The organism is Acidovorax temperans (genome assembly GCF_028596105.1).
GTDB classification, from domain to species: domain Bacteria; phylum Pseudomonadota; class Gammaproteobacteria; order Burkholderiales; family Burkholderiaceae_C; genus Acidovorax; species Acidovorax temperans.
Genome location: NZ_CP117193.1, coordinates 1,183,375 through 1,206,158, shown reverse-complemented (window position 1 = coordinate 1,206,158; position 22,784 = coordinate 1,183,375). Strand labels below are relative to the sequence as shown.

21 protein-coding genes are annotated in these 22,784 nt (G+C 60.5%); 3 read left to right on the top strand and 18 right to left on the bottom strand.

Annotated elements, in window-relative coordinates; translation table 11 throughout:
* The first annotated feature begins 109 nt into the window (after nucleotides 1-109).
* A protein-coding gene (locus PQV96_RS05640) for an IS5 family transposase (RefSeq protein ID WP_207373263.1) occupies nucleotides 110-864 on the top strand; the annotation gives its coding sequence in 2 pieces (ribosomal slippage) (nucleotides 110-443 and nucleotides 443-864; 756 coding nt in all).
* A 170-nt stretch (nucleotides 865-1,034) separates the two neighbouring features.
* On the opposite strand, the gene glmM is transcribed toward PQV96_RS05640, so the two are convergent.
* From glmM to PQV96_RS05620, 4 genes are all read right to left on the bottom strand, one after another.
* Entirely contained in the window at nucleotides 1,035-2,369 is a 1,335-nt protein-coding gene (gene glmM / locus PQV96_RS05635) for a phosphoglucosamine mutase (protein ID WP_207373301.1), read from the bottom strand.
* Between the two features lie 46 nt (nucleotides 2,370-2,415).
* Nucleotides 2,416-3,258: a dihydropteroate synthase gene (gene folP / locus PQV96_RS05630; RefSeq protein WP_207373264.1), complete on the bottom strand. Its 843-nt coding sequence runs from the start codon at nucleotides 3,256-3,258 to the stop codon at nucleotides 2,416-2,418.
* 72 nt (nucleotides 3,259-3,330) lie between these two features.
* Nucleotides 3,331-5,250 (bottom strand): ATP-dependent zinc metalloprotease FtsH, encoded by a 1,920-nt coding sequence (gene ftsH, locus PQV96_RS05625; RefSeq protein WP_066695197.1) that lies wholly within the window; start codon nucleotides 5,248-5,250, stop codon nucleotides 3,331-3,333.
* Between the two features lie 223 nt (nucleotides 5,251-5,473).
* On the bottom strand, nucleotides 5,474-6,136 hold the full coding sequence (locus PQV96_RS05620) for an RlmE family RNA methyltransferase (RefSeq protein ID WP_273624790.1): 663 nt from the start codon (nucleotides 6,134-6,136) through the stop codon (nucleotides 5,474-5,476).
* A 32-nt stretch (nucleotides 6,137-6,168) separates the two neighbouring features.
* Between PQV96_RS05620 and PQV96_RS05615 the strand changes: the two genes are divergently transcribed.
* Together PQV96_RS05615 and PQV96_RS05610 are read left to right on the top strand one after the other, a co-directional pair.
* On the top strand, nucleotides 6,169-6,642 hold the full coding sequence (locus tag PQV96_RS05615; RefSeq protein WP_044396853.1) for a YhbY family RNA-binding protein: 474 nt from the start codon (nucleotides 6,169-6,171) through the stop codon (nucleotides 6,640-6,642).
* 4 nt (nucleotides 6,643-6,646) lie between these two features.
* Nucleotides 6,647-7,396, top strand: a complete 750-nt coding sequence (locus tag PQV96_RS05610) for a glycosyltransferase (RefSeq protein WP_066695193.1) — start codon at nucleotides 6,647-6,649, stop codon at nucleotides 7,394-7,396.
* 78 nt (nucleotides 7,397-7,474) lie between these two features.
* On the opposite strand, the gene PQV96_RS05605 is transcribed toward PQV96_RS05610, so the two are convergent.
* The 14 genes from PQV96_RS05605 to rseP all read right to left on the bottom strand — a co-directional run bounded on the left by PQV96_RS05605 (nucleotide 7,475) and on the right by rseP (nucleotide 22,784).
* A complete protein-coding gene (locus tag PQV96_RS05605) occupies nucleotides 7,475-7,912 on the bottom strand; it encodes a DUF4149 domain-containing protein (protein WP_273624789.1) in 438 nt (145 codons plus the stop codon).
* Between the two features lie 43 nt (nucleotides 7,913-7,955).
* Nucleotides 7,956-8,432, bottom strand: a complete 477-nt coding sequence (greA, locus tag PQV96_RS05600) for a transcription elongation factor GreA (RefSeq protein ID WP_044396857.1) — start codon at nucleotides 8,430-8,432, stop codon at nucleotides 7,956-7,958.
* Between the two features lie 193 nt (nucleotides 8,433-8,625).
* Nucleotides 8,626-11,892, bottom strand: coding sequence for a carbamoyl-phosphate synthase large subunit (gene carB / locus PQV96_RS05595; protein ID WP_207373266.1), 3,267 nt, complete (start codon nucleotides 11,890-11,892; stop codon nucleotides 8,626-8,628).
* A gap of 10 nt (nucleotides 11,893-11,902) precedes the next feature.
* Nucleotides 11,903-12,316 carry a hypothetical protein gene (locus PQV96_RS05590; protein ID WP_207373267.1) on the bottom strand — a complete coding sequence of 138 codons (414 nt, stop codon included), beginning with the start codon at nucleotides 12,314-12,316 and terminating at the stop codon, nucleotides 11,903-11,905.
* A 28-nt stretch (nucleotides 12,317-12,344) separates the two neighbouring features.
* Nucleotides 12,345-13,517, bottom strand: a complete 1,173-nt coding sequence (gene carA, locus PQV96_RS05585) for a glutamine-hydrolyzing carbamoyl-phosphate synthase small subunit (RefSeq protein WP_142081490.1) — start codon at nucleotides 13,515-13,517, stop codon at nucleotides 12,345-12,347.
* A 240-nt stretch (nucleotides 13,518-13,757) separates the two neighbouring features.
* Nucleotides 13,758-14,531 carry a TrmH family RNA methyltransferase gene (locus PQV96_RS05580; RefSeq protein WP_273624788.1) on the bottom strand — a complete coding sequence of 258 codons (774 nt, stop codon included), beginning with the start codon at nucleotides 14,529-14,531 and terminating at the stop codon, nucleotides 13,758-13,760.
* Nucleotides 14,528-15,169 carry a ribonuclease HII gene (gene rnhB, locus PQV96_RS05575; protein ID WP_044396863.1) on the bottom strand — a complete coding sequence of 214 codons (642 nt, stop codon included), beginning with the start codon at nucleotides 15,167-15,169 and terminating at the stop codon, nucleotides 14,528-14,530. The genes PQV96_RS05580 and rnhB overlap by 4 nt, the downstream gene beginning before the upstream one ends.
* A complete protein-coding gene (lpxB, locus tag PQV96_RS05570; RefSeq protein WP_273624787.1) occupies nucleotides 15,141-16,298 on the bottom strand; it encodes a lipid-A-disaccharide synthase in 1,158 nt (385 codons plus the stop codon). Before lpxB ends, rnhB begins: the two co-directional genes overlap by 29 nt.
* A 10-nt stretch (nucleotides 16,299-16,308) precedes the next feature.
* Nucleotides 16,309-17,097 carry an acyl-ACP--UDP-N-acetylglucosamine O-acyltransferase gene (lpxA, locus tag PQV96_RS05565; RefSeq protein ID WP_044396866.1) on the bottom strand — a complete coding sequence of 263 codons (789 nt, stop codon included), beginning with the start codon at nucleotides 17,095-17,097 and terminating at the stop codon, nucleotides 16,309-16,311.
* A gap of 12 nt (nucleotides 17,098-17,109) precedes the next feature.
* Complete coding sequence (gene fabZ, locus PQV96_RS05560; protein ID WP_044396868.1) at nucleotides 17,110-17,550, bottom strand: 3-hydroxyacyl-ACP dehydratase FabZ; 441 nt, start codon at nucleotides 17,548-17,550, stop codon at nucleotides 17,110-17,112.
* Nucleotides 17,551-17,566: 16 nt separating this feature from the next.
* Nucleotides 17,567-18,547: a UDP-3-O-(3-hydroxymyristoyl)glucosamine N-acyltransferase gene (gene lpxD / locus PQV96_RS05555; RefSeq protein ID WP_207373270.1), complete on the bottom strand. Its 981-nt coding sequence runs from the start codon at nucleotides 18,545-18,547 to the stop codon at nucleotides 17,567-17,569.
* A gap of 21 nt (nucleotides 18,548-18,568) precedes the next feature.
* A complete protein-coding gene (locus PQV96_RS05550; protein ID WP_066787123.1) occupies nucleotides 18,569-19,081 on the bottom strand; it encodes an OmpH/Skp family outer membrane protein in 513 nt (170 codons plus the stop codon).
* Nucleotides 19,081-21,378 (bottom strand): outer membrane protein assembly factor BamA, encoded by a 2,298-nt coding sequence (gene bamA / locus PQV96_RS05545; protein WP_207373271.1) that lies wholly within the window; start codon nucleotides 21,376-21,378, stop codon nucleotides 19,081-19,083. The genes PQV96_RS05550 and bamA overlap by 1 nt, the downstream gene beginning before the upstream one ends.
* A gap of 23 nt (nucleotides 21,379-21,401) precedes the next feature.
* Nucleotides 21,402-22,784 (bottom strand): RIP metalloprotease RseP, encoded by a 1,383-nt coding sequence (rseP, locus tag PQV96_RS05540; RefSeq protein WP_207373272.1) that lies wholly within the window; start codon nucleotides 22,782-22,784, stop codon nucleotides 21,402-21,404.

Sequence of the window (22,784 nt, the reverse complement as noted above, 5' to 3'; positions counted from 1 at the left end):
ATCGAGGCGGAATGATGACAGACTGAACTGCGAGCAGGAGCGAAGCTGCCGACTAGGGTCTGTTGAGAATCAATCTGAGAGGCGTGAATGGATGTGATGCAATAGGAGCATGAGCATTCGATGGGTACTGACAGACGAGCAATGGGCCAAGATGGAGCCGCACTGCCTTGGCAAGCCAAGTGATCCGGGGCGCAGCGGCACCGACAACCGCCGCTTCGTTGAGGCAGTGCTGTGGATTGCCCGCACAGGCAGCCCCTGGCGAGACCTGCCGCCAGAGTTCGGCAAGTGGAACACGGTGTTCAAACGCTTTAGAGACTGGGTTAAGGCCGATGTGTTCCAACGTCTGTTCGATGCAGTGAGCGAGCAGCCAGACATGGAATATGCGATGGTGGATGCCACGATTGTGAAAGTGCACCGGCACGGCCAGGGGGCAAAAGGGGGACTTCGGGCCAGGCCATAGGCCACTCGAGGGGCGGCATGACCACGAAGATACTGGCGCTGACGGATGCATTGGGCAATCTGGTGAAGTTCGTCTTGATGCCAGGGCAGCGCCACGACACCAAAGGGGTCAGAGAGCTGCTTGCCGATGTGCGCTTTGATGCCTTGCTTGCCGACAAGGCCTTCGATGTGAACTGGCTGATCCAGGAGTTGGGTAAGCGCGGGGCGCAGGTGGTGATCTCACAGATGCCCCGCAGGAGAGCGCCACTGGAGATTGACCTGGAGGTCTACAAATGGCGCCACTTGATCGAGAACTTCTTTTGCAAGCTCAAGGAGTTCAAGCGCATCGCCATGCGTAGCGACAAGACGGATACCAGCTTCGCAGCGATGATCTATCTCGCGGCTGGGGTTATCAACTCTCGGTGATTCTCAACAGCCCCTACAGCAAGAAGAGAATTTTCATGCGGTCGGTGGTCATCCCTGAAGCATTGCAATACTGCGTTAGCGGTATATGGTCACGACTTGCTTTGAGAGCGCAGCCGCCATGTCCAAACCTCCAGCAGCGTACGCCCATTGCGTGTCCCAGTCCAGCTCACTCACCCAGCCTTCGCCGCATCGGCGAGTTTCTGGGCGCAACGGTTGGCCTGGTCCGCATCACGCGCCTCAACCATTACGCGCAGCAGGGGCTCGGTTCCACTGGCACGAATCAGAACCCGCCCTGATTCGCCCAATTCGTTTTCCACTTCGCGAATGGCAGCGGATAACAATGGGTTGCTCTTCCAGTCCTGCCCAGGCAAAAGTCGAACGTTAAGAAGCACTTGCGGAAAAAGGACAACCTCCCGCAAAAGCTGGGGCAGGCTGCTGCCGCTACGAACGCAGGCCTGCAGTACCTGCAAAGCACTCACCAAGCCGTCTCCGGTGGTGTGCTTGTCCAGCGCCAGCAAATGACCCGAGCCTTCGCCGCCCAGAATCCAACGGTGTTTAGCCAATTTTTCCAAAACGTAGCGGTCACCCACCTTGGCTCGTTCCAGACGAACGCCACGCTGCTTTAACGCGACCTCAACCGCCATGTTCGTCATCAATGTACCGACAACCCCTGGCACGTGCTCGTCACGCCCCATACGGTCAGCAGCCATCAGGTAGAGCAGTTCGTCACCGTTGTAAAGCCGCCCCGTTGCGTCCACCATCTGCAGCCGATCCGCATCGCCGTCCAGTGCCACACCGTAATCTGCATGATTCGCGCGCACGGAGCGTACGAGTGCATCAGGGTGGGTTGCACCGACTTCGTGGTTGATGTTCAAGCCATCGGGTGCACAGCCGATGGAGATCACCTCGGCACCCAACTCGTGGAACACCTTGGGAGCCACTTGGTACGCGGCGCCATGCGCGGCATCCACCACAATTTTGAGACCCTTGAGGGTGAGGTCTTGAGGAAACGTGCTTTTGCAGAACTCGATATATCGCCCTGCTGCATCGTCCAGTCGGCGCGCTTTGCCCAGGCTGGAAGAATCTGCCCACACAGGCGCCTCATCCAGCGCAGCCTCTACGTCCAGTTCCCAGGCGTCGGGCAACTTGGTGCCTTGGGCGCTAAAGAATTTGATACCGTTGTCGGGATAGGCGTTGTGGCTGGCACTGATAACCACACCTAGGCTCGCACGCTGCGCACGCGTCAAGTAAGCAACTCCAGGGGTCGGCAACGGCCCCAGCAACACGACGTCCACGCCAGCGGAGTTGAATCCAGACTCCAAAGCACTTTCCAGCATGTAGCCAGAAATACGGGTGTCTTTTCCGATGAGCACCGTTGGGCGCTCTTCCGTGCGGCGCAGTACACGGCCCACAGCGTGGGCGAGCCGCAATACAAAATCTGGGGTGATGGGGTACTGGCCCACCGTTCCACGAATACCGTCAGTGCCGAAATACTTGCGTGTCATTTTTTTGCTTTCCTTGTGCTTGAAGGCATTGTGCAATGCATTCCCCTCACCTCGCCAAACTCGCTGACGGACGCGCGGCCGTCCATACAGACAGGGCAGCGACAGTCTCCCGGACATCATGCACGCGAACAATGTGCGCGCCACGCTCGACCGCCAGCAGGGCTGCGGCAACGCTGGGCACCATTCTCTGATCAACCTCCAGGCCAGTCACGGCGCCCAACGACGATTTGCGCGACCACCCGGCCAGCAAGGGGTAACCGTCAACCAAAAACTCCGCCTGATGTGCCAGCAGCGAGAAGTTTTGCTCCACTGTTTTACCGAAACCCACTCCAGGATCCAGCACGATGCGACTTGGCTGTACGCCCATCGCGCACAGTGACTCCGCAGAGTCCCGCAGGAAGCGCTTCACCTGAAGAACAATATCGCCATCCATGGGCGAGGCTTGCATGGTTTGGGGATCGCGGTGCATGTGCATCAGGCAGACACCGCAGGCAGGGTGCGAAGCCACGACCGCCTGTGCACCCGGCTGACGCAGCGCCCAGATGTCGTTGATGATGTCGGCGCCCAGGTCAAGCACCGCCTGCATCACCTCGGGCTTGTAGGTATCAACGGAAACGGGAACACCCATCGATACAGCACCGCGCACCACAGGCAATACCCGCGCCAACTCTTCTTCCAAACCCACTGCTGGACTGCCGGGTCGCGTGGACTCGCCTCCAATATCCAAGATATCGGCGCCGTCCTTGATCAATTGCTCGCAATGCTGCAACGCCCGAGCGGAATGTGCGTAACGCCCCCCGTCCGAAAAAGAGTCAGGCGTCGCGTTGACAATCCCCATGACCAAGGGGCGATCCAGAGCAATGGAGAAGCGGGAAGTTTGCCAGTTCATGCGTTCACGACTGTGATGTAACAACCAAAAAAGAAACGGGGCAAAAGCCCCGTTCTTGGAATCAGTAGCCCGTCAGGCTACGGTGGGTGCCGTGTCTGTCGCTACAGCAGGAGTGCCGCCTCCAGACCCATCACCGCCCGAGGAGGGAGTGCGGGGAGTCCAGTCCTTCGGGGGACGCGGTTCTTTGCCTGCCATGATGTCATCCAGTTGTTCGCTGTCGATGGTTTCCCAATCCAACAGGGCCTTGGCCATAGCATGCATCTTGTCGCTGTGCTCTTCAATGAGACGACGGGCAAGGTTGTATTGCTCGTCAATGATGCGACGCACCTCGCTGTCCACCTTTTCCATGGTCTGCTCGCTCATGCTGGTGGTCTTGGTCACCGAGCGGCCCAGAAACACTTCGCCTTCGTTCTCGGCATAGACCATGGGGCCCAGCGCTTCCGTCATACCGTAACGGGTCACCATGTCACGCGCGATGTGGGTGGCTCGCTCGAAGTCGTTACTGGCACCAGTGGTCATCTGGTTCATGAACACTTCTTCGGCGATACGACCACCAAACAGCATGCTGATCTGGTTGAGCATGTACTCGCGGTCATAGCTGTAGCGGTCCTGGGCTGGCAGGCTCATCGTCACGCCCAGCGCGCGACCACGGGGAATGATGGTGACCTTGTGCACGGGGTCGCACTTGGGCAGCAGCTTGCCGATCAGCGCGTGGCCCGCTTCGTGGTAAGCCGTGTTACGGCGCTCTTCCTCTGGCATGACCATGCTCTTGCGCTCTGGTCCCATGAGGATCTTGTCCTTGGCCTTTTCAAAGTCCTGCATTTCCACCGTGCGCGCATTGCGACGCGCAGCCATGAGGGCCGCTTCGTTGCAGAGGTTGGCCAAATCGGCACCGCTCATACCGGGAGTGCCGCGGGCGATGATGGCAGGCGCCACATCTTGGCCCACTGGAATCTTGCGCATGTGCACGTTCAAGATCTGCTCACGGCCCCGAATATCAGGCAGCGTGACATAGACCTGGCGATCAAAACGACCTGGGCGCAGCAACGCGGCATCGAGAATATCGGGGCGGTTGGTCGCAGCCACGACGATCACGCCGAGGTTGGTTTCAAAACCGTCCATCTCGACCAGCATCTGGTTCAGAGTCTGCTCACGCTCGTCATTGCCACCACCCAGACCCGCGCCACGCTGGCGACCTACGGCATCGATTTCATCGATGAAGATGATGCAGGGCGCATTTTTCTTGGCGTTTTCGAACATGTCGCGTACGCGGGCAGCACCCACACCGACGAACATTTCCACGAAATCAGAGCCCGAGATACTGAAGAACGGCACTTTGGCTTCACCAGCGATGGACTTGGCAAGCAAAGTCTTACCGGTACCAGGAGGGCCCACCAGCAGCAAACCGCGTGGAATACGACCGCCCAGCTTTTGGAATTTTTGCGGGTCTTTCAAGAAGTCCACCACTTCTTTGACCTCTTCCTTCGCCTCGTCGCAGCCAGCCACATCGGCAAACGTGACCTGATTGGTGTTCTCGTCCAGCATACGGGCTTTGCTCTTGCCAAAGCTGAAAGCACCACCCTTGCCACCGCCCTGCATCTGGCGCATGAAGTAGATCCATACGCCGATCAACAACAGCATTGGCCCCCAGCTGACCAGCAACGTCATCAAGAGGGAACCCTCTTCGCGAGGCTTCACGTCAAACTTGACCTTGTGCTCAATGAGATCACCCACAAGCCCGCGATCCAGCACGGAAGCATTGGTGCGGATCTTTCGATCATCGGTGGTGGTGGCGATGATTTCGCCGCCGCTCAGTCCCTCCGGGATGACGGCGCTCTTGATGCGGTTATTGCGAACTTCATCCAGAAATTCGGAATAGCCCACCGTCGTCGCACCGGCGCTGCCTCGGGTATCAAACTGTTTGAATACCGTGAACAACACCATGGCGATGACCAGCCACACGGCAAATTTCGAAAACCACTGATTGTTCAAGCGGAACTCCAATTACAAGGGAGAAGAATGGCCAGTTGCCAGTACGGCAGTAGCTTTGGGTGATTTTAGGTCTTTCAAGGCGCTGCCACCTGTTTATCCCCCCCTGGACCCATGGGCGCCGTGTGGAAATTGGGTGAAGTCTGCGTCCTGAATTGACCTGAGGCAAGTTGGAGCTCGATTTTGTTCCCAAGCCCATGCTCCGAGACCGGAAATGCACCAAATGCTATGACTTGGCTTTGAGCCCCATGCCCACCAAGAAAGTTTCGGAGGATTTATCCCGCGATGCTTTCGGCTTCAAGGGCTTCACCGCCTTGAAGGTCTGCTTGAACAAGTTCACCAGATCGCTGTACCCACTGCCATGAAACAGCTTCACCACCAATGCGCCATCGGGCTTGAGGTGGGCACAGGCAAAATCCACCGCCAGCTCCACCAGATGCGCAATGCGCGCCGCGTCTGCCGACTCGATGCCGGACAGATTAGGGGCCATGTCAGACACCACCACATCCACCACGCGCCCGGCCAGCGCCTGCTCCAGCCGCTCCAGCACTTCGGGCTCACGAAAATCGCCGTTCAGAAACGTGACGCCTTCGATGGGCTCCATGGGCAAGATATCCAGCGAAATAATGCACCCATTGAGTTGCCCTGCCGCTGCACCTGAGGGGGACAAGCGGCGGCGCACATATTGACTCCAGGCCCCGGGGGTGGAGCCCAGATCGACCACGGTGTAACCGGGTTTGATCAGGCCAAGCTGCTCGTCAATTTCCTTGAGTTTGTAGGCTGCACGGGCACGGTAACCCTCTTTCTGGGCCAATTTGACATAGGTGTCGTTGACATGGTCGTTGAGCCATGCCTTGTTGACCTTCTTGCTTTGGGTTTTTACTTTCATTGCATTTTTCTTCCTGCCTCGATAATACGGCCATGCCCCAAATTCAATTGACTCCCGCAGAGCGCCGGGAACACCGCGCCAATGCCCACCATCTGGACCCTGTGGTCCTTGTCGGTGGAGATGGCCTGACCCCTGCGGTCAAAAAAGAAATCGATGCAGCCCTGAATGCGCATGGTTTGATCAAGGTTCGCGTGTTTGGTGATGACCGCGCCGCCCGCGAACTGATGTACCAGGAACTGGCTGCGGAACTCAACGCCGCCCCCATCCAGCACATCGGCAAGTTGCTGGTGTTTTGGCGCCCCATTCCTCCCAAGGAACGCACCGTGGACGAAGACCGCATGCCCGGCCCCCGCGATGTGAAGGTGCTCAAGTTCAGCAAACGTGGCGGTCAGCGCCCTGAAATCAAGCAGCTGCGCGTGCTGGGCAACCAGCGCCTGACGTCCGGCGGGCAGATCAAGCGCGCAAAGCCCAAGCAAAAGTCCATCAAAAAGCGCCAAGCCGACTGACCCCATGCCAGGACACGGACAAGCGGGTCACGAGCGCCACATCATCTGCATGAAGTGGGGCAAGAAGTACGGCCCCGAATACGTCAACCGGCTGTACGCCATGGTACGCCGCCACCTAAGCGGCGACTTTCGGTTTGTATGCCTGACCGATGATGCCAGCGGCATTCGCAGCGAAGTGGAATGCAAGCCCATTCCTCCTCTGGATTTGCCCCCCGGCATTCCAGAGCGTGGCTGGACCAAACTCGTCACCTTCAGCGCCGACCTTTACGGCCTGCGAGGCACCGCCTTGTTCCTGGACGTGGACGTGGTCGTCACCGGAAGCCTGGATGACTTTTTTACCCAGCCGGGCGAGTTCCTGATCATTCACGATTACAAGCGCCCATGGCGCATTACCGGCAATTCGTCGGTGTACCGTTTTGAATTGGGCGCGCACCCCGACGTGCTTGAATACTTTCGCGGCCACTTTGCCGAAATTCGCCAGAAGTTCCGCAACGAGCAGGCCTACCTGTCGGACTTTTTGCACAAGCAAGGCAAGCTGCAGTACTGGCCCGCAAGCTGGTGCCCCAGCTTCAAATACCACGGCATTCCTGCCTGGCCCACCAACTATTGGAAGGCGCCGTTTGTGCCACCCGATGCGCGCATCGTGATCTTTCATGGTGAATGCAACCCGCCTGACGCACTGGCAGGGCGACGCAACCGCAGGTTCCGCTACATCAAGCCAGCCACCTGGGTTGCAGAGCACTGGAAAGAATGAGTTGATGAAACTCACCAAAAAAAACCGCCTGAACGGCGGTTTTTTTATGGAACCAAGCTGACTTGGCCAAAGCTGTCTTCAAACATCTGCCGGGTCATCGGGGCTGCCCGACGGCAGCGCTGCACTGTCATGCGATACCGCACCCAGCAGTCGCATCTTCAGTAGCACCACCAAAGCACACACCCACTGCAAGCCATACAGCACCGAACCCACGGTGTGCCAAAGTCGCAAATCCTGCCTCGCCACGATGCGGGGAGCCACGCCGTATTGGGACACCAAGGCGAGCAGCATGCCGGCCACTATGAAAAGCATAGCTGCTTGCGCCCATGGATAGAGCGCTACAGCCCCTTTTGGTCTTGAAAGCAGTAACAGGAGCAAGGCGCAGCAGACAGACACCCAGGTCTGCGCCGCAAACAGCTTGGCAGCCATGGTTCCCGCCATGGCGGGCGTGGGCAGGTGTGCAAACAACATGGGCACCACCAGCAGCCCCACCGTGGTGAGGCTCCCCCACCACAAGGCGGCAGCAAGGAATGAAAGGCGCCCTGTCACAGCCCTGGCCTCACACGTAGCTGACCGCGACGACCTCGTAGCGGCGGATACCGCCGGGCGCCTGCACTTCAGCGGTGTCACCCTCTTCCTTGCCGATCAACGCGCGGGCAATGGGGCTGGAAATGTTGATGAGACCCTGCTTCAGATCCGCCTCGTCTTCCCCAACGATCTGGTACTTCACCAGGTCGCCCGTATCTTCATCCTCCAGCTCGACCGTGGCACCAAACACCACCTTGCCGCCGCCATCCACGGCACTGGGGTCGATCACCTGGGCGACCGAGAGCTTGCCTTCAATCTCCTGGATGCGGCCTTCAATGAAGCCTTGGCGATCCTTGGCGGCATCGTAGTCGGCGTTTTCGCTCAAATCGCCTTGCGCACGGGCTTCGGCAATGGCCGTGATCACGGCAGGACGCTCGATGGTCTTGAGGCGGTGCAGCTCTTCCTTGAGCTTTTCAGCGCCGCGCTTGGTAATTGGAATGGTGGCCATTCTTGTCACTCTCCATAAGTCGAATGCAGCCCAATTCAAAGGGCTGCAGCAATAGGTTCTGCCCGCAAGGCCCAACAGCCTGTAGACATGGACGACCCTAAAAAGGAAACCGCCGCACGTTGCCGCGCGGCGGTGTTTGTTCAGCGGCGATTATGCCGTGTTTGCGGCGGCAAAAGCCACCGCGAAAACCCGGTCAGGCTGCCAGCTGGGCGTGCAGTTCCTGCACCGAATACACGTCGAGCTTGTCCAGGTACTTCATGCCCTCGACAGCCGCCTCGGCACCAAAAATGGTGGTGAAGGTGGTCACACGGGCCAGCAGCGAAGAGGTACGGATCGCGCGCGAATCCGCAATCGCATTGCGACGCTCTTCCACCGTGTTGATGACCATGACAATCTCGTTGTTCTTGATCATGTCCACGATGTGCGGACGGCCTTCGGTCACCTTGTTCACCACTGCCACAGGCACGCCAGCCTCGGCAATCGCGGCTGCTGTACCCTTCGTGGCCACCAGTTCAAAGCCCAGGGCCACCAAGTGGCGGGCGATGTCCACCGCGCGTGGCTTGTCGCTGTTCTTCACCGTGAGGAACACCTTACCCGAGGTGGGCAGCTTGGTGCCCGCGCCCAGCTGACTCTTCACGAAGGCTTCGCCAAAGGTTTTGCCCACGCCCATCACTTCGCCGGTGGACTTCATCTCGGGGCCGAGGATGGTGTCCACGCCAGGGAACTTGACGAAGGGGAACACGGCTTCCTTCACGCTGAAATAAGGCGGTGTGACTTCCTTGGTGATGCCTTGCGAAGCCAGGGTTTGGCCGGCCATGCAGCGTGCCGCCACCTTGGCCAACTGGATGCCCGTAGCCTTGGAAACGAACGGCACCGTGCGCGAGGCGCGGGGGTTCACTTCCAGCACGTAGATCACGTCCTTGCCGTCCACTTCCTGGATAGCGAACTGCACGTTCATCAGGCCCACCACATTCAGGCCGGCCGCCATCGCCGCAGTCTGGCGCTTGATCTCGTCGATGGTCGGCTGCGACAGGTAGTACGGGGGCAGCGAGCAGGCGGAGTCGCCCGAGTGCACACCAGCTTGCTCGATGTGCTCCATCACGCCACCGATAAAGGTGACGCCGGCCGAGTCGCGCACACAGTCCACATCGCACTCGATGGCGTTGGACAGGAAGCGGTCCAGCAGCACGGGCGAATCGTTGCTTACCTTGACGGCTTCGCGCATGTAGCGCTCCAGGTCGCGCTGCTCATGCACGATTTCCATCGCACGGCCACCCAGCACGTAGCTGGGGCGCACCACGAGGGGGTAGCCCAAAGCGGCTGCCTTTTCCAAGGCTTCGGCTTCGGTGCGGGCCGTGGCGTTCGGTGGCTGCTTCAGACCCAGGTCGTGCAACAGCTTCTGGAAGCGCTCGCGGTCTTCGGCGGCGTCAATCATGTCGGGCGTGGTGCCGATGATTGGTACGCCTTCGGCTTCGAGCCCCAAAGCAAGCTTGAGCGGCGTCTGGCCGCCATACTGCACAATCACGCCGACCGGCTTTTCCTTGTCCACGATCTCCAGCACGTCTTCGAGCGTGACGGGCTCGAAATACAGGCGGTCGGAGGTGTCGTAGTCGGTGGACACGGTCTCGGGGTTGCAGTTGACCATGATGGTTTCATAGCCGTCTTCGCGCATGGCAAGCGCGGCATGCACGCAGCAGTAATCGAACTCGATGCCCTGACCGATGCGGTTCGGGCCACCGCCCAGCACCATGATCTTCTTGTTGCCGGTGGGTGCGGCTTCGCATTCCGCAGCGGCACCGTAAGGCGCAGCCTCGTAGGTCGAGTACAGGTATGCCGTGTTGGTGGCGAACTCTGCGGCACAGGTGTCCACGCGCTTGTACACAGGGCGTACTTGGTGTGCACGGCGTGCTTCACGTACCGCTTTTTCGGTGGTCTTGAGCAGCTTGGCCAAGCGGCGATCCGAGAAGCCCTTTTGCTTGAGGGTGAGCAACGTGGCAGCGTCCAGCGCAGCCAGGGCGCCCTCACCCTTCTCGGCGACGAGCTTGTCGATATCGAGTTCGATCTTCACGATCTGCTCGATCTGCACCAGGAACCACTTGTCAATCTTGGTGAGGTCATGCACCTCGTCCACCGACAGACCCATGGCAAACGCGTCGCCCACGTACCAGATACGCTCGGGGCCGGGCTCGCCCAGTTCCTTTTCCAGCGTCTCGCGGTCCTGGGTCTTCTCGTTCATGCCGTCCACGCCCACTTCCAGGCCGCGCAGGGCCTTCTGGAAGGATTCCTGGAAGGTGCGGCCCATGGCCATGACCTCGCCCACGGACTTCATCTGCGTGGTCAGGCGGCTGTCGGCCGTAGGGAATTTTTCGAACGCAAAACGTGGGATCTTGGTGACCACGTAGTCGATCGAAGGCTCGAACGACGCAGGCGTGGCACCGCCCGTGATTTCGTTCTTGAGCTCGTCGAGCGTGTAGCCCACGGCCAGCTTGGCCGCGACCTTGGCAATCGGGAAACCCGTGGCCTTGGAAGCGAGCGCCGACGAACGCGACACGCGCGGGTTCATCTCGATGACGATCATGCGGCCGTCCTTCGGGTTCACCGAGAACTGCACGTTGGAGCCGCCGGTATCCACACCAATTTCACGCAGCACCGCCAAAGAGGCGTTGCGCATGATCTGGTATTCCTTGTCGGTCAGCGTCTGCGCGGGGGCCACCGTGATGGAGTCGCCCGTGTGCACGCCCATCGGATCCAGGTTCTCGATGGAGCAGATGATGATGCAGTTGTCCGCCTTGTCGCGGACCACTTCCATCTCGTACTCCTTCCAGCCAAGCAGCGACTCCTCAATCAGCAGCTCGTTGGTGGGCGAGGCCTCCAGGCCGCGCTTGCAGATGGTCTCGAACTCTTCGGGGTTGTAGGCAATGCCGCCACCGGTGCCACCCAGCGTGAAGCTGGGGCGGATCACCGTGGGGAAGCCCACGTTCTTCTGCACCGCCCAGGCTTCGTCCATGCTGTGGGCGATGCCCGAGCGGGCGGAGCCCAGACCGATCTTGGTCATGGCGTCCTTGAACTTCAGGCGGTCTTCGGCCTTGTCGATGGCTTCGGGCGTGGCGCCGATCAGCTCGACCTTGTATTTGTCGAGCACGCCGTTGCGCCACAGGTCCAGCGCGCAGTTCAGCGCGGTCTGGCCGCCCATGGTAGGCAGGATGGCATCGGGGCGTTCCTTGGCGATGATCTTCTCGACCGTCTGCCAGGTGATGGGCTCGATGTAGGTGACGTCGGCCGTGGCCGGGTCGGTCATGATCGTCGCGGGGTTGCTGTTGATCAGAATGACCTTGTAGCCTTCTTCGCGCAGGGCCTTGCAGGCCTGCACGCCGGAGTAGTCGAACTCACAGGCCTGGCCGATGATGATCGGGCCAGCGCCGATGATGAGAATGCTTTTTATGTCGGTACGTTTTGGCATGGTGCGGCGTTCATTGGCCCTGGGAGGCAGGGGCCTCCGGGCTGGTGGTGGAGGCGGCGGCAATCGCGTCGCGCCGCAGTGTCAGCTTGTCGAGAAGGGCCTGTACGCGCTCGGGCGGCAGGTTCTTTTGCATCAACTGCAGAAGACCGTCGCCCTGAATCAGCGGGCGCAGCACCTCGGTTTCGGCCTCATAAAAGGTGACGTCCCAGTCCTGCATGGCTTCGGCAAACGTGGCGTCGTCCCAGGTTTTGCCTTTGGCCACCAAGGTCACGAGCGGCATCGCCTTGTTTTCCACAAACGCCTTTTTGTAGGGCTTTTGCGCCCAGCGTTCGGTGAACCACTCCTTGTGAGGAGAGGGCAAGGTCAGAACGCGCTTGTGGATCGCTTTTTCAAGCGAAGCCGCCGGAAAACTGAACAACTTCATAGAACAGGACCTTCTCGGAGCGATCCGCTTACGCGGCTTTTGCAGCCTGCATCGCGCGGGTGAAGCGGTCAAACAGGTAGGCGATATCGTGCGGGCCGGGCGATGCTTCGGGGTGACCCTGGAAGCAGAAGGCAGGCTTGTCGGTGCGCTCCAGGCCTTGCAGCGTGCCGTCAAACAGGCTGATGTGGGTGGGGCGCAGCGTGGCGGGCAGCGAATCCATGTCCACCGCAAAACCGTGGTTCTGGCTGGTGATGCTGACACGGCCAGTATCCAGATCCTTCACAGGGTGGTTGGCACCATGGTGGCTATTGGCCATCTTGAAGGTCTTGGCGCCGGAGGCAAGGGCCATGATCTGGTGGCCCAGGCAGATACCGAAGGTGGGCACTCCGCTGTCCATCAGCGTACGAGCAGCTTCAATGGCGTAGTCGCAAGGCGCTGGGTCGCCGGGGCCGTTGGAGAGGAACACGCCATCGGGGTTCAGCGCCAACACATCGGCAGCGGGCGTCTTTGCAGGCACCACGGTCACCTTGCAGCCGCGTTCGGCCAGCATGCGCAAGATGTTCTTCTTCACGCCGAAGTCGTAAGCGACCACGTGAAACTGAGGGGCAGTCAGCTCACCGTAACCCGAGCCGAGCTTCCACTCGGTCTGCGTCCACTCGTAGCGCTGGGCAGTAGTGACCACCTTGGCCAAGTCCAGGCCCGCCATGTTGGGAGCAGCCTTGGCTTTGGCAACCGCTTCGTCAATCAACGCCTGAGTGACTGCCTGACCGGCAGCCAAGCCAACAATGGCGCCGTTTTGCGCGCCCTTGCTGCGCAGCAAGCGGGTGAGCTTGCGGGTGTCGATGTTGGCGATGGCAACGGTGTTCTCGCGCACCAGGTACTGCGACAGCGTTTCCGACTGGCGGAAGTTGCTGGCCAGCAATGGCAGATCTTTGATGATGAGGCCTGCGGCGTGGACCTTGTCAGCTTCGACGTCCTCTGCGTTGACCCCGTAATTGCCGATGTGCGGGTACGTCAGGGTGACGATCTGCTGGCAGTAGCTGGGGTCGGTGAGGATTTCCTGGTAGCCGGTGATAGCGGTGTTGAAAACCACTTCGCCGACGGTGGTGCCGGTGGCACCGATCGAATTGCCGATAAAGACCGTGCCGTCTGCGAGCGCCAGGATGGCGGGCGGGAAGGTTCCCTGGATAGACAAAAGCACTGGGTTCTCCGGATGGTTACGGTCGCCCGGCGCCTGCTAGCCACTCGCAGGGCGAGTGCCAATGGCTGCTCTCAGATGGTTTATTGCTTTGGGTGCGGTCGGGCGACGCTGTTGCGAGAAAAGCCCCCGATTATACCCGCACACCTCTAAACCACGATGCAAAATGATGCGCCGCAACATGGATTTCCGGTAACAAAGCCGTGATTTGCCCCGCGCGGTGCCTGGGCAAAGTCCGTTACCTCAACGCGCAGCCCCGCTGGCGTGCAGGCAGATGGCTGCCGCCGCCGCCACGTTCAAAGACTCTTCACCGCCAGGTTGCGCGATGCGGATGCGCAAGGATGAGCGGGCCTCCAGCGACGGGGCCACGCCCTGCCCTTCATGCCCCATGACCCAGGCACAAGGCCAGGGCAGATCGGCCTGGTGCAAGTAGCTGCCGCCGTGGGAGCTGGTCACCACCAGCGGTATCTGCAGCGCAGCCAGATCTTCCTCGCTCACGCCTTCGACCAGGTTCAGTGCAAAGTGGGCCCCCATGCCGGCGCGCAACACCTTGGGCGACCACAGGGCCGCACTGCCTTTGACGGCCAGCACCTGCCGAAAGCCAAACGCAGAGGCGCTGCGCAAGATGGAGCCCACATTGCCCGCGTCCTGCACCCGATCCAGCACGACCGTGGCGGCCAGCGGGTCCAGCGGCTGCGCAGCGGGCAGATCCCACAGAAAGCCCATGCCCGCCGGCGATTCCAGCCCGCTGATGTCCTTGAAAAGCGCATCTGGCATCACTATGATTTTGATAGCTGCCAGCGCTTTCTCGTGCTGCCATTGCGGCCAATATGACTCTGAAAATACGGCCATGGCTGGGCGTACGGCACGCTCCAGCGCGGCGCGGCAGAGGTGGTCACCCTCCAGCCAGACCCGGCCTTGCTTGCGGTAAGCCGTGGTGTCTTGCGCCAGGCGGCGCAGGTCTTTGACCAACGCGTTGTCGCGCGACTGGATCAGGGTGACGGCGGAGGATGTCATGCAGGCGTTCTTTCTGCGGCCGAAGCCAGCACCTTGGCCACTGGCGCAAAGGAGCGACGGTGATAGATCGATGCCCCATGGGCTTGCAGCGCCGCCATGTGGGCCGCGGTGCCGTAGCCTTTGTGTCCGGCAAAACCATATTGCGGGTATTGCTCGTGCACCTGGCGGCACCAGCGGTCACGGTGCACCTTGGCCAAGATGGACGCCGCAGAAATGGACTGCACCAACGCATCGCCTTTGACGATGGCCTCGGCCGGAATGTCCAGGGTGGGAATGCGGTTGCCATCGACCAGCACCATCACGGGCTTCAGGCGCAGGCCCTGCACCGCACGGCGCATGGCCAGCATGGTGGCTTGCAGGATGTTGAGCTGGTCGATTTCTTCCACGCTGGCCTCGGCGATGCTGCAGCACAAGGCCTTGGCACGGATTTCATCGAACAGCTTTTCGCGCCGGGCTTCGGTGAGCTTTTTCGAATCCGCCAGGCCGGCAATCGGACGCAGATCGTCCAGGATGACGGCCGCCGCGACCACGGGGCCCACCAGCGGACCGCGCCCAGCTTCGTCCACACCCGCAACCAGGCCAGGCGGGTGCCAGGGCAAACTGACCTGCTCAGGCAGCGAGGACTTTTTCGATCGCATGGGCGGCTAGTTGGGAGGTGTTGCGTTGCAGGCTTTCGTGCAGGGCATCAAAGCGCTGCTCCAGGGCCAGGATTTTTTCGGGTTGGTTTTCTCGGGCCTGCAGCCATTGCAGGGTGGCCGCGCACAGGGCCTCGGGAGTGGCAGCGTCCTGGATCAACTCAGGCACCACGAATTCACCGCACAGGATGTTGGGCAAGCCCACCCAAGGCTGCAGCTGCTTGCGGCGCATGAGACACCAGCTCAAAGGGTGCATGTGGTAGCCAATCACCATGGGGCGCTTGAACAGCGCGGCCTCCAGCGTGGCCGTGCCGCTGGCAATCAGGGTCGCATCGCATGCCGCCAACACCGTGTGGGATTGCCCGGTGACGACGCGCACGACCCCCTCCAGCCCGGCAGAGCGCACCAGTTGCTCGATACGCGCCTGCAACAACGGAACGGCAGGCACTATGAATTTTGTAGCTGGCCGCGCTTGATGGATAAGCGCTGCAGCCGAAAAGAACGGTGGAGCGATGTACTGCACCTCGGCCGAGCGGCTGCCCGGCAAAATGGCCAGCACCTCGTCTTCAGGGGCAAAGCCCAGCGCGGCGCGCGCACCAGCGCGGTCTGGCACCCGGGGGATGACATTGGCCAGCGGATGCCCCACGTAGGTCGCCGCAATACCGTGCTTGGCCAGCAATTCAGGCTCGAACGGGAAGATGCACAAGACATGGTCGGCGCTGCGCCGGATTTTCTCCACGCGCTCCGCGCGCCAGGCCCAGATCGAGGGGCACACAAAGTGCACCGTTTTGATGCCCGCGGCGCGCAGGTCTGCCTCCAGCCCCAGGTTGAAATCCGGGGCGTCCACGCCAATGAACACCCCTGGGCGTTCGCGCAGCAATTGGTCACGCAGTTGTTTGCGAATACCCAACAGCTCGCGCAATCGGCGCAGGACTTCCATGCTGTAGCCGTGCACGGCCAGCTTTTCGCTGGGCCACAGGCATTCAAAGCCCCGGCGGGCCATCTGGGGCCCACCAATACCTTTGGCTTGTAATTCGGGCCAGCGGGCCTGCAGGCCATCGAGCAGCAGGCCTGCCAGCAAATCGCCAGAGGCCTCGCCCGCCACCATTGCGATGCGAGGATGGGATGCCATCAACACCCCCTCAGCGGGCAATGCCTGCGCTGGAGCCCGCGATGAAAGCGTCCATCAACGCCACATCGTCCCGCGCCTGCGGCATCTTCTCGGGCAGCGCCATGATGGCGGCGCGCGCCTGCTCCAGCGTCAGGCCCTGGCGGTACAGCAGCTTGTGCATTTCGCGGATGGCCGCAATGCGCTCATCGGAGAAAGCGCGGCGGCGCAAACCCACCAGATTGACACCGCGCACAGCCAGCGGATTGCCATCCACCACCATGAAGGGCGGCACATCTTTGCCCACGTGGCTTGCAAAGCCGATCATGGTGTGGGCGCCAATGCGCATGCGTTGCAGCACGCCCGTGAGGCCGCCCACCGTGGCCCAGTCGCCCACGTCCACATGGCCTGCCAAGGTCGTGTTGTTGGCGAGGGTGGTCTGGTTCCCCACCTGGCAATCGTGCGCAATGTGCACGTAGGCCATGATCCAGTTGTCGTCTCCCACCCGCGTGACCGCACGGTCTTGCACAGTGCCGGTATTGAACGTGCAGAACTCGCGAATGGTGTTGCGGTGGCCGATGACCAGTTCGGTCGGCTCACCTGCATATTTTTTGTCTTGAGGTTGCGCGCCCAGCGAAGCGAACTGGAAGATCCGGTTGTCCTCACCGATGGTGGTGCGCCCCTCGATCACACAGTGGGCACCCACCGTAGTGCGCGCGCCGATGGAAACCTCAGGGCCGATCACCGCATAGGGCCCAATCGTCGCCGTCGGATCAATACGGGCGGCGGGGTCAACGATGGCGGTTGCGTGGATATTGCTCACGGTCGGTCAACATCAACCCACGGCACGCATGGTGCACATCAGCTCGGCTTCGCAAGCCACTTCGTCGCCCACGCGGGCCACGCCCTTGAACTTCCAGATACCGGCGCGCACGCGATCAATGGTGATCTCAAGGTGCAGCTGATCACCGGGCTCCACGGGCCGCTTGAAGCGCGCACCATCAATGCCGACGAAGTAGTAGATGTTGTTCTCATCCGGCACCTGGCCCATGGCATCAAACGCCAGCAGGCCCGCAGCCTGGGCCAGGGCTTCCAGAATCAGCACCCCGGGCATCACAGGGCGGCCTGGGAAATGGCCCATGAAATATGGCTCGTTGAAGGTCACATTCTTGATGGCCAGAATGCGCTCATTGCGCTGGAGCTCAAGCACACGGTCCACCAGCAAAAACGGGTAGCGGTGGGGCAGTTGCTTGAGAATTGCGTGAATATCCATCATCGAGTTGTTCTTCCGTTCATGCTGCTTTAAGAGCCTGCTCAAGCGCCTTGATGCGCTCGCGCAGACTGTGCAGTTGTTTCAGTGTTGCAGCGTTCTTTTCCCACTTCGCATTGTCGTCGATGGGGAACATGCCCGTGTACTGGCCTGCCCGCGTGAGCGAGCGGGTCACCACCGTTGCCGCCGACACGTGCACGTTGTCCGCCAGCTCCAGATGCCCCAGCACGATGGCGCCGCCACCCACGGTGCAATGAGCGCCAATCGTTGCACTGCCCGCCACCCCCACGCACCCGGCCATGGCCGAGTGGCGACCGATGCGCACGTTGTGCCCGATCTGGATCAGATTGTCGAGCTTCACACCGTCTTCAATCACCGTGTCCTGCAGAGCTCCACGATCAATGCACGTGTTGGCGCCGATTTCCACATCGTCACCAATGCGCACGGCCCCCAGCTGTTCGATCTTGACCCAAGCCCCCTGGTGGGGAGCAAAGCCAAAACCATCTGCGCCGATGACCACCCCCGGATGCAGCAGGCAACGCGCACCGACCTGGCAGTTTTCGCCCAGCGTGACCCGGGACGTGAGCACCGAGCCTTCACCTACCACAGCGCCGCGTTCGACCACGCACAGAGGCCCGACAGTCGCCGTAGGGTGAATCTGCGCCGAGGGATCTACCACAGCACTGGGGTGGACCCCCGCGCTACGCGCAGGCATGTGCCGCTGCTTCCAAAGCTGCGTGACCCGTGCGAAGTACACGTAGGGGTTGTCCACCACAATGCATGCGCCACGCGCCAAGGCAGCATCGCGCATGGCGGGCGCCACAATGACACAGGCCGCCTGTGAGGCGGCCAGTTGTTGTTGGTAGCGCGGGTGACTCAGAAAACTGATGTCACCCGGCCCCGCAAACTCCAGTGGCGCTATGCGGTGGATGGCGGTGTCACTTGCACCGCCTTCCAGCGAGCCCCCCAGCACATCAACGATGTGCCCCAGTAGCAAGCTCACGCCACCACCTGCTGCGTCCAATTATTTGGCCGCATTCAAAGCCTTGATCACCTTGTCGGTGATGTCGTGCTTGGGGTTGATGTAGACGGCTTCTTGCAGGATGACGTCGTACTTCTCAGCCTCGGCCACTTGCTTGACAACCCGGTTGGCGCGTTCCAGCACCTGTGCCAGCTCTTCATTCTTGCGGGCGCTCAGGTCTTCCTGGAACTCACGGCGCTTGCGCTGAAAGTCGCGGTCTTGGTCCACCAGCTGGCGCTGGCGCGTCGTGCGCTGGCTCTCAGCCATCGTGGGCGCTTCACGCTCGAACTTCTCGGTGGCGGACTTCAGGGAATTGCCGATGTCCACCAGTTCTTTCTCGCGGCGGGCGAATTCCTGCTCCAACTTGGCTTGCGCTGTCTTGGCTGTGTTGGCTTCACGGAAGATACGATCCGTATTGACAAAACCTGCCTTGAACTCTTGCGCCTGAACCGAGGGGGCCAACGCAGCAGTACCGATCAACAGGGCCAAAGATGTCTGACGAAAAAGGGATTTCATTAGAAAGACGTTCCAATCTGGAATTGCAGTTTCTGGATTTTATCGCCAGCGAACTTACGCACTGGCTGGGCAAAGGCAAGGCGCAGCGGCCCCATGGGCGAGATCCAGCTCAAACCGAGCCCTGCAGAGGCTCGCATGTCGCTGAAAGTCACCTTCTGGTTTTCACCGTACACATTGCCCACGTCCACGAATGTGAACACACGCAGCGTACGGTCGTTGCCAGCGCCTGGGAATGGCGCGATCACCTCGGCATTGAGGGTCACCTTCTTCGGGCCACCCAAGGAAGCGCCGGTCACGTCACGCGGACCCAGGGTTCCCTGGTCGAAGCCGCGCACCGAACCCAAGCCGCCCGAATAGAAGTTCTTGAACACCGGGAATGGGCGGCCATTCAGCCCCTTGCCGTAGCCCAGTTCCCCGTTAAACGCCACGGTGAAGCGCTTGTTCAGCGGGATGTACTGCTGGTACTGGTAGTTACCCCGCACGTAGCGCGCATCACCCGCCACCGACCACTCCGAGTTCAGACGTTGGTAACGCCCGGAGTTGGGAGCCAAGGCGCTGTCACGGTCGTCGCGCGACCAGCCAACGGTCAGGGGAATGGAGTTGCTGGTAGCGCCATACGTATTGGCATAGGCCAGATAGGTGGCGGGGATATTGGTACCTGCCTTGATCTGGGTCTGTTCAAAACCACCACCAAAGAAGACCGTGTCCGTCTCACTGAACGGGATACCAAAGCGCATCGACGCACCCGTGGTCACCAGCTCGTAGTTACCACCCTGGACTTCGTAAGGCTTGTCGGTGCGGTAATACAAATCCACCGTGCGCGAAATGCCGTCCTGGGTGAAGTAGGGGTTGGTGGTGCTGAACACCAGGGTACGGCGGTACTTGCTGGTGTTGACGTCGATACCCAGGTAGTTGCCCGAGCCAAAGAAGTTTTCCTGCTTGATACCGAACGACAGCGCGACCTTTTCGGCACTGGAGAAACCTGCGCCCAATTGCAGCGAACCGGTGGGCTTCTCGGTCACGTTGACCACGAGATCCACCTGGTCGGGAGAGCCAGGTACATCCTGGGTCTCCACATTCACTTCGGTGAAAAAGCCCAGACGGTCCACGCGGTCGCGGGACAAGCGAATGCGCTCACCGTCGTACCAGGCTGCTTCATATTGGCGGAATTCACGGCGAATGACTTCATCACGCGTGCGGTTGTTGCCGCTCACGTTGATCTTGCGCACATAGGCACGGCGTGAAGGCTCGGCCTGCAATACCAGCGTCACGCGGTTGTTTTCACGGTCAATTTCCGGCACCGCCTCGACACGCGAAAATGCAAACCCAAAACGGCCGAAGTACTCCGAAAACGCCTTGGTGGTTTCTGCGACCTGGTCAGCGTTGTAAGGTTCGCCCGCACGGATGGAAACCAGCGACTTGAACTCGTCTTCACGCCCCAAGTAATTGCCTTCGAGCTTGACGCCTGCTACCACAAACCGCTCACCTTCCGTGACGTTGACGGTGATGGTGATGTCCTGCTTGTCGGGAGAAATCGCCACCTGTGTGGAATCCACGCGGAACTCAAGATAGCCGCGCTGCAGATAGTAGGAACGCAGCGTTTCCAGGTCAGCATTGAGCTTGGTGCGCGAGTAGCGGTCAGACTTGGTGTACCAGCTGAGCCAGCCGCCCGTATCCTGGTCAAACAAACCCTTCAGGGTGGACTCACTGAAAGCCTTGTTGCCGTTGATGCGGACTTCCTTGATGCGTGCTGGCTCGCCTTCCACCACCGTGAATGTCAGGTTCACCCGATTGCGCTCAATGGGCGTGACGGTGGTGACGACTTCAGCGCCGTACAGGCTGCGGTTGATGTACTGGCGCTTGAGCTCCTGCTCCGCGCGGTCGGCCAGCGCCTTGTCGAATGGACGACCCTCGGTCAGACCCACATCCCGCATGGCTTTCTTGAGGACTTCCTTGTCGAATTCACGCGTGCCCGCAAACTCTACGTCGGCAATGGTAGGACGCTCTTCCACCACCACCACAAGAACGTTGCCGGACGCCTCAAGGCGCACGTCCTTGAAAAGCCCCAGGGCAAACAGCGCGCGGATGGCCGCAGCGCCCTTGTCATCGTTGTAATCGTCGCCCACGCGCAGCGGCATGGAAGCGAAGATGGTTCCCGGTTCCACGCGCTGCAGGCCTTCCACGCGGATGTCCTGAACCTTGAAAGGCTCCAGGGCCCACGCAGCGTTGGCAACAAATACCATGGCTGCAACGGCAGAGGCGGTGCGCACGCCAAGGCGAGTGATGTGTTTTTTCATGAATGGAACTGAAGCCGATATGGCTAGGCAAATACGGCCAGAAGTTTGGCGAGGTATCGGGAGATATCGTTAAAAAGAGCGATAGACATCATCAAGGCAAGCACTGCCACGCCGCCACGCTGGAGGTATTCCATCCAGGTGTCGGAGACACTTTTGCCAGTGACTCCCTCCCAAAGATAATACATCAGGTGCCCGCCATCGAGCACTGGCAGAGGTAACAGGTTCAGCACGCCCAGGCTCACGCTGATGAGCGCGAGGTAGGCAAGGTACTGCATCAATCCCATCTCGGCGGAGCGGCCTGCATAGTCAGCAATGGTCAAAGGGCCGCTGAGGTTCTTGAGCGAGGCCTCGCCAGTCAGCATGCGCCCCATCATGCGCAAGGTGAGAGTTGACACATCCCAGGTACGCTCAAAGCCCCGGGCCAGGCCCTCCCACAGTCCGTAGTCCACCTCAACCATCTCGGGGCTATCCCCCACATAGGCATTGATCCGCCCCACGGAGACGCTGCCGTCCCTGACGTTATCTGGGACCACCTCCAACTCCAGCATCTGCCCACCGCGCTCCACCATCCAGATCTGTGGAGCCACTTTGCCCTCTTGCACCGACGAACGAATCAGCTCGCGCAGCTGCATTCCGTCCACCACATTGGTGTTGCCTACCCGGCGCACCACGTCGCCGTTGCGCAGCCCCGCACGCTCAGCAGCTCCCCCTGGCATGACTTCACCAATGGATGGGCGCGTCCAAGGGGCCATCACTCCAATTTTTCTAAAGAGCTGGGCATCGGCATCGCGCACATCCAGCACAGACAGATCCATCACCACTTCGCGCGGTGAACTGCTGGGCGTGTTTTGCAACTCCAGGCGAACACGCTCGCCGTCCAGAGCACCTTGGGTCAATACCCAACGCAGCTCTTCGAACGAACGTATCGGCACCAGCTCGTCGTCGCCCGTCGCAGCCCGGCGCACCAGCTCACCACCCACCAAACCAGCCTTGTCCGCCACCGAACCGGCAACAGGGCTCGATAACACGGCTTTGGGCTCTTGCACGCCACCCCAATTGACGATGGAATACAGCAACACAGCCAGCAGCAGGTTGGCCAGAGGACCAGCAGCAACAATCGCAGCGCGGGAGCGCAACGGCTGGGTATTGAACGCCAGGTGGCGCTCGTGAGGATCCACAGGGGCCTCACGCTCGTCCAGCATGCGGACATACCCCCCCAAAGGGAACAGGCCAATGACAAACTCCGTATCGGAGCCCTTGCCCTTCCAGGTGAACAGCGGTTTGCCAAACCCCACAGAAAAGCGCAACACCTTGACACCGCAGGCAACCGCCACCCGGTAATGCCCATATTCATGGATGGCGATGAGAAGCCCCAGAGCCACGAAAAAAGCAACAACGGTCAGCAT

What these genes read in the sequence shown, in the direction of transcription:
- PQV96_RS05620 (WP_273624790.1), bottom strand. Translation starts at nt 6,136, where the DNA reads ATGAAAGTAAAAACCCAAAGCAAGAAGGTCAACAAGGCATGGCTCAAC.
- greA (WP_044396857.1), bottom strand. Translation starts at nt 8,432, where the DNA reads ATGGCCACCATTCCAATTACCAAGCGCGGCGCTGAAAAGCTCAAGGAA.
- rnhB (WP_044396863.1), bottom strand. Translation starts at nt 15,169, where the DNA reads ATGCGATCGAAAAAGTCCTCGCTGCCTGAGCAGGTCAGTTTGCCCTGG.
- glmM (WP_207373301.1), bottom strand. Translation starts at nt 2,369, where the DNA reads ATGACACGCAAGTATTTCGGCACTGACGGTATTCGTGGAACGGTGGGC.
- fabZ (WP_044396868.1), bottom strand. Translation starts at nt 17,550, where the DNA reads ATGATGGATATTCACGCAATTCTCAAGCAACTGCCCCACCGCTACCCG.
- bamA (WP_207373271.1), bottom strand. Translation starts at nt 21,378, where the DNA reads ATGAAAAAACACATCACTCGCCTTGGCGTGCGCACCGCCTCTGCCGTT.
- folP (WP_207373264.1), bottom strand. Translation starts at nt 3,258, where the DNA reads ATGAACTGGCAAACTTCCCGCTTCTCCATTGCTCTGGATCGCCCCTTG.
- lpxB (WP_273624787.1), bottom strand. Translation starts at nt 16,298, where the DNA reads ATGGCATCCCATCCTCGCATCGCAATGGTGGCGGGCGAGGCCTCTGGC.
- PQV96_RS05580 (WP_273624788.1), bottom strand. Translation starts at nt 14,531, where the DNA reads ATGACATCCTCCGCCGTCACCCTGATCCAGTCGCGCGACAACGCGTTG.
- PQV96_RS05590 (WP_207373267.1), bottom strand. Translation starts at nt 12,316, where the DNA reads ATGAAGTTGTTCAGTTTTCCGGCGGCTTCGCTTGAAAAAGCGATCCAC.
- PQV96_RS05610 (WP_066695193.1), top strand. Translation starts at nt 6,647, where the DNA reads ATGCCAGGACACGGACAAGCGGGTCACGAGCGCCACATCATCTGCATG.
- PQV96_RS05615 (WP_044396853.1), top strand. Translation starts at nt 6,169, where the DNA reads ATGCCCCAAATTCAATTGACTCCCGCAGAGCGCCGGGAACACCGCGCC.
- rseP (WP_207373272.1), bottom strand. Translation starts at nt 22,784, where the DNA reads ATGCTGACCGTTGTTGCTTTTTTCGTGGCTCTGGGGCTTCTCATCGCC.
- PQV96_RS05550 (WP_066787123.1), bottom strand. Translation starts at nt 19,081, where the DNA reads ATGAAATCCCTTTTTCGTCAGACATCTTTGGCCCTGTTGATCGGTACT.
- carB (WP_207373266.1), bottom strand. Translation starts at nt 11,892, where the DNA reads ATGCCAAAACGTACCGACATAAAAAGCATTCTCATCATCGGCGCTGGC.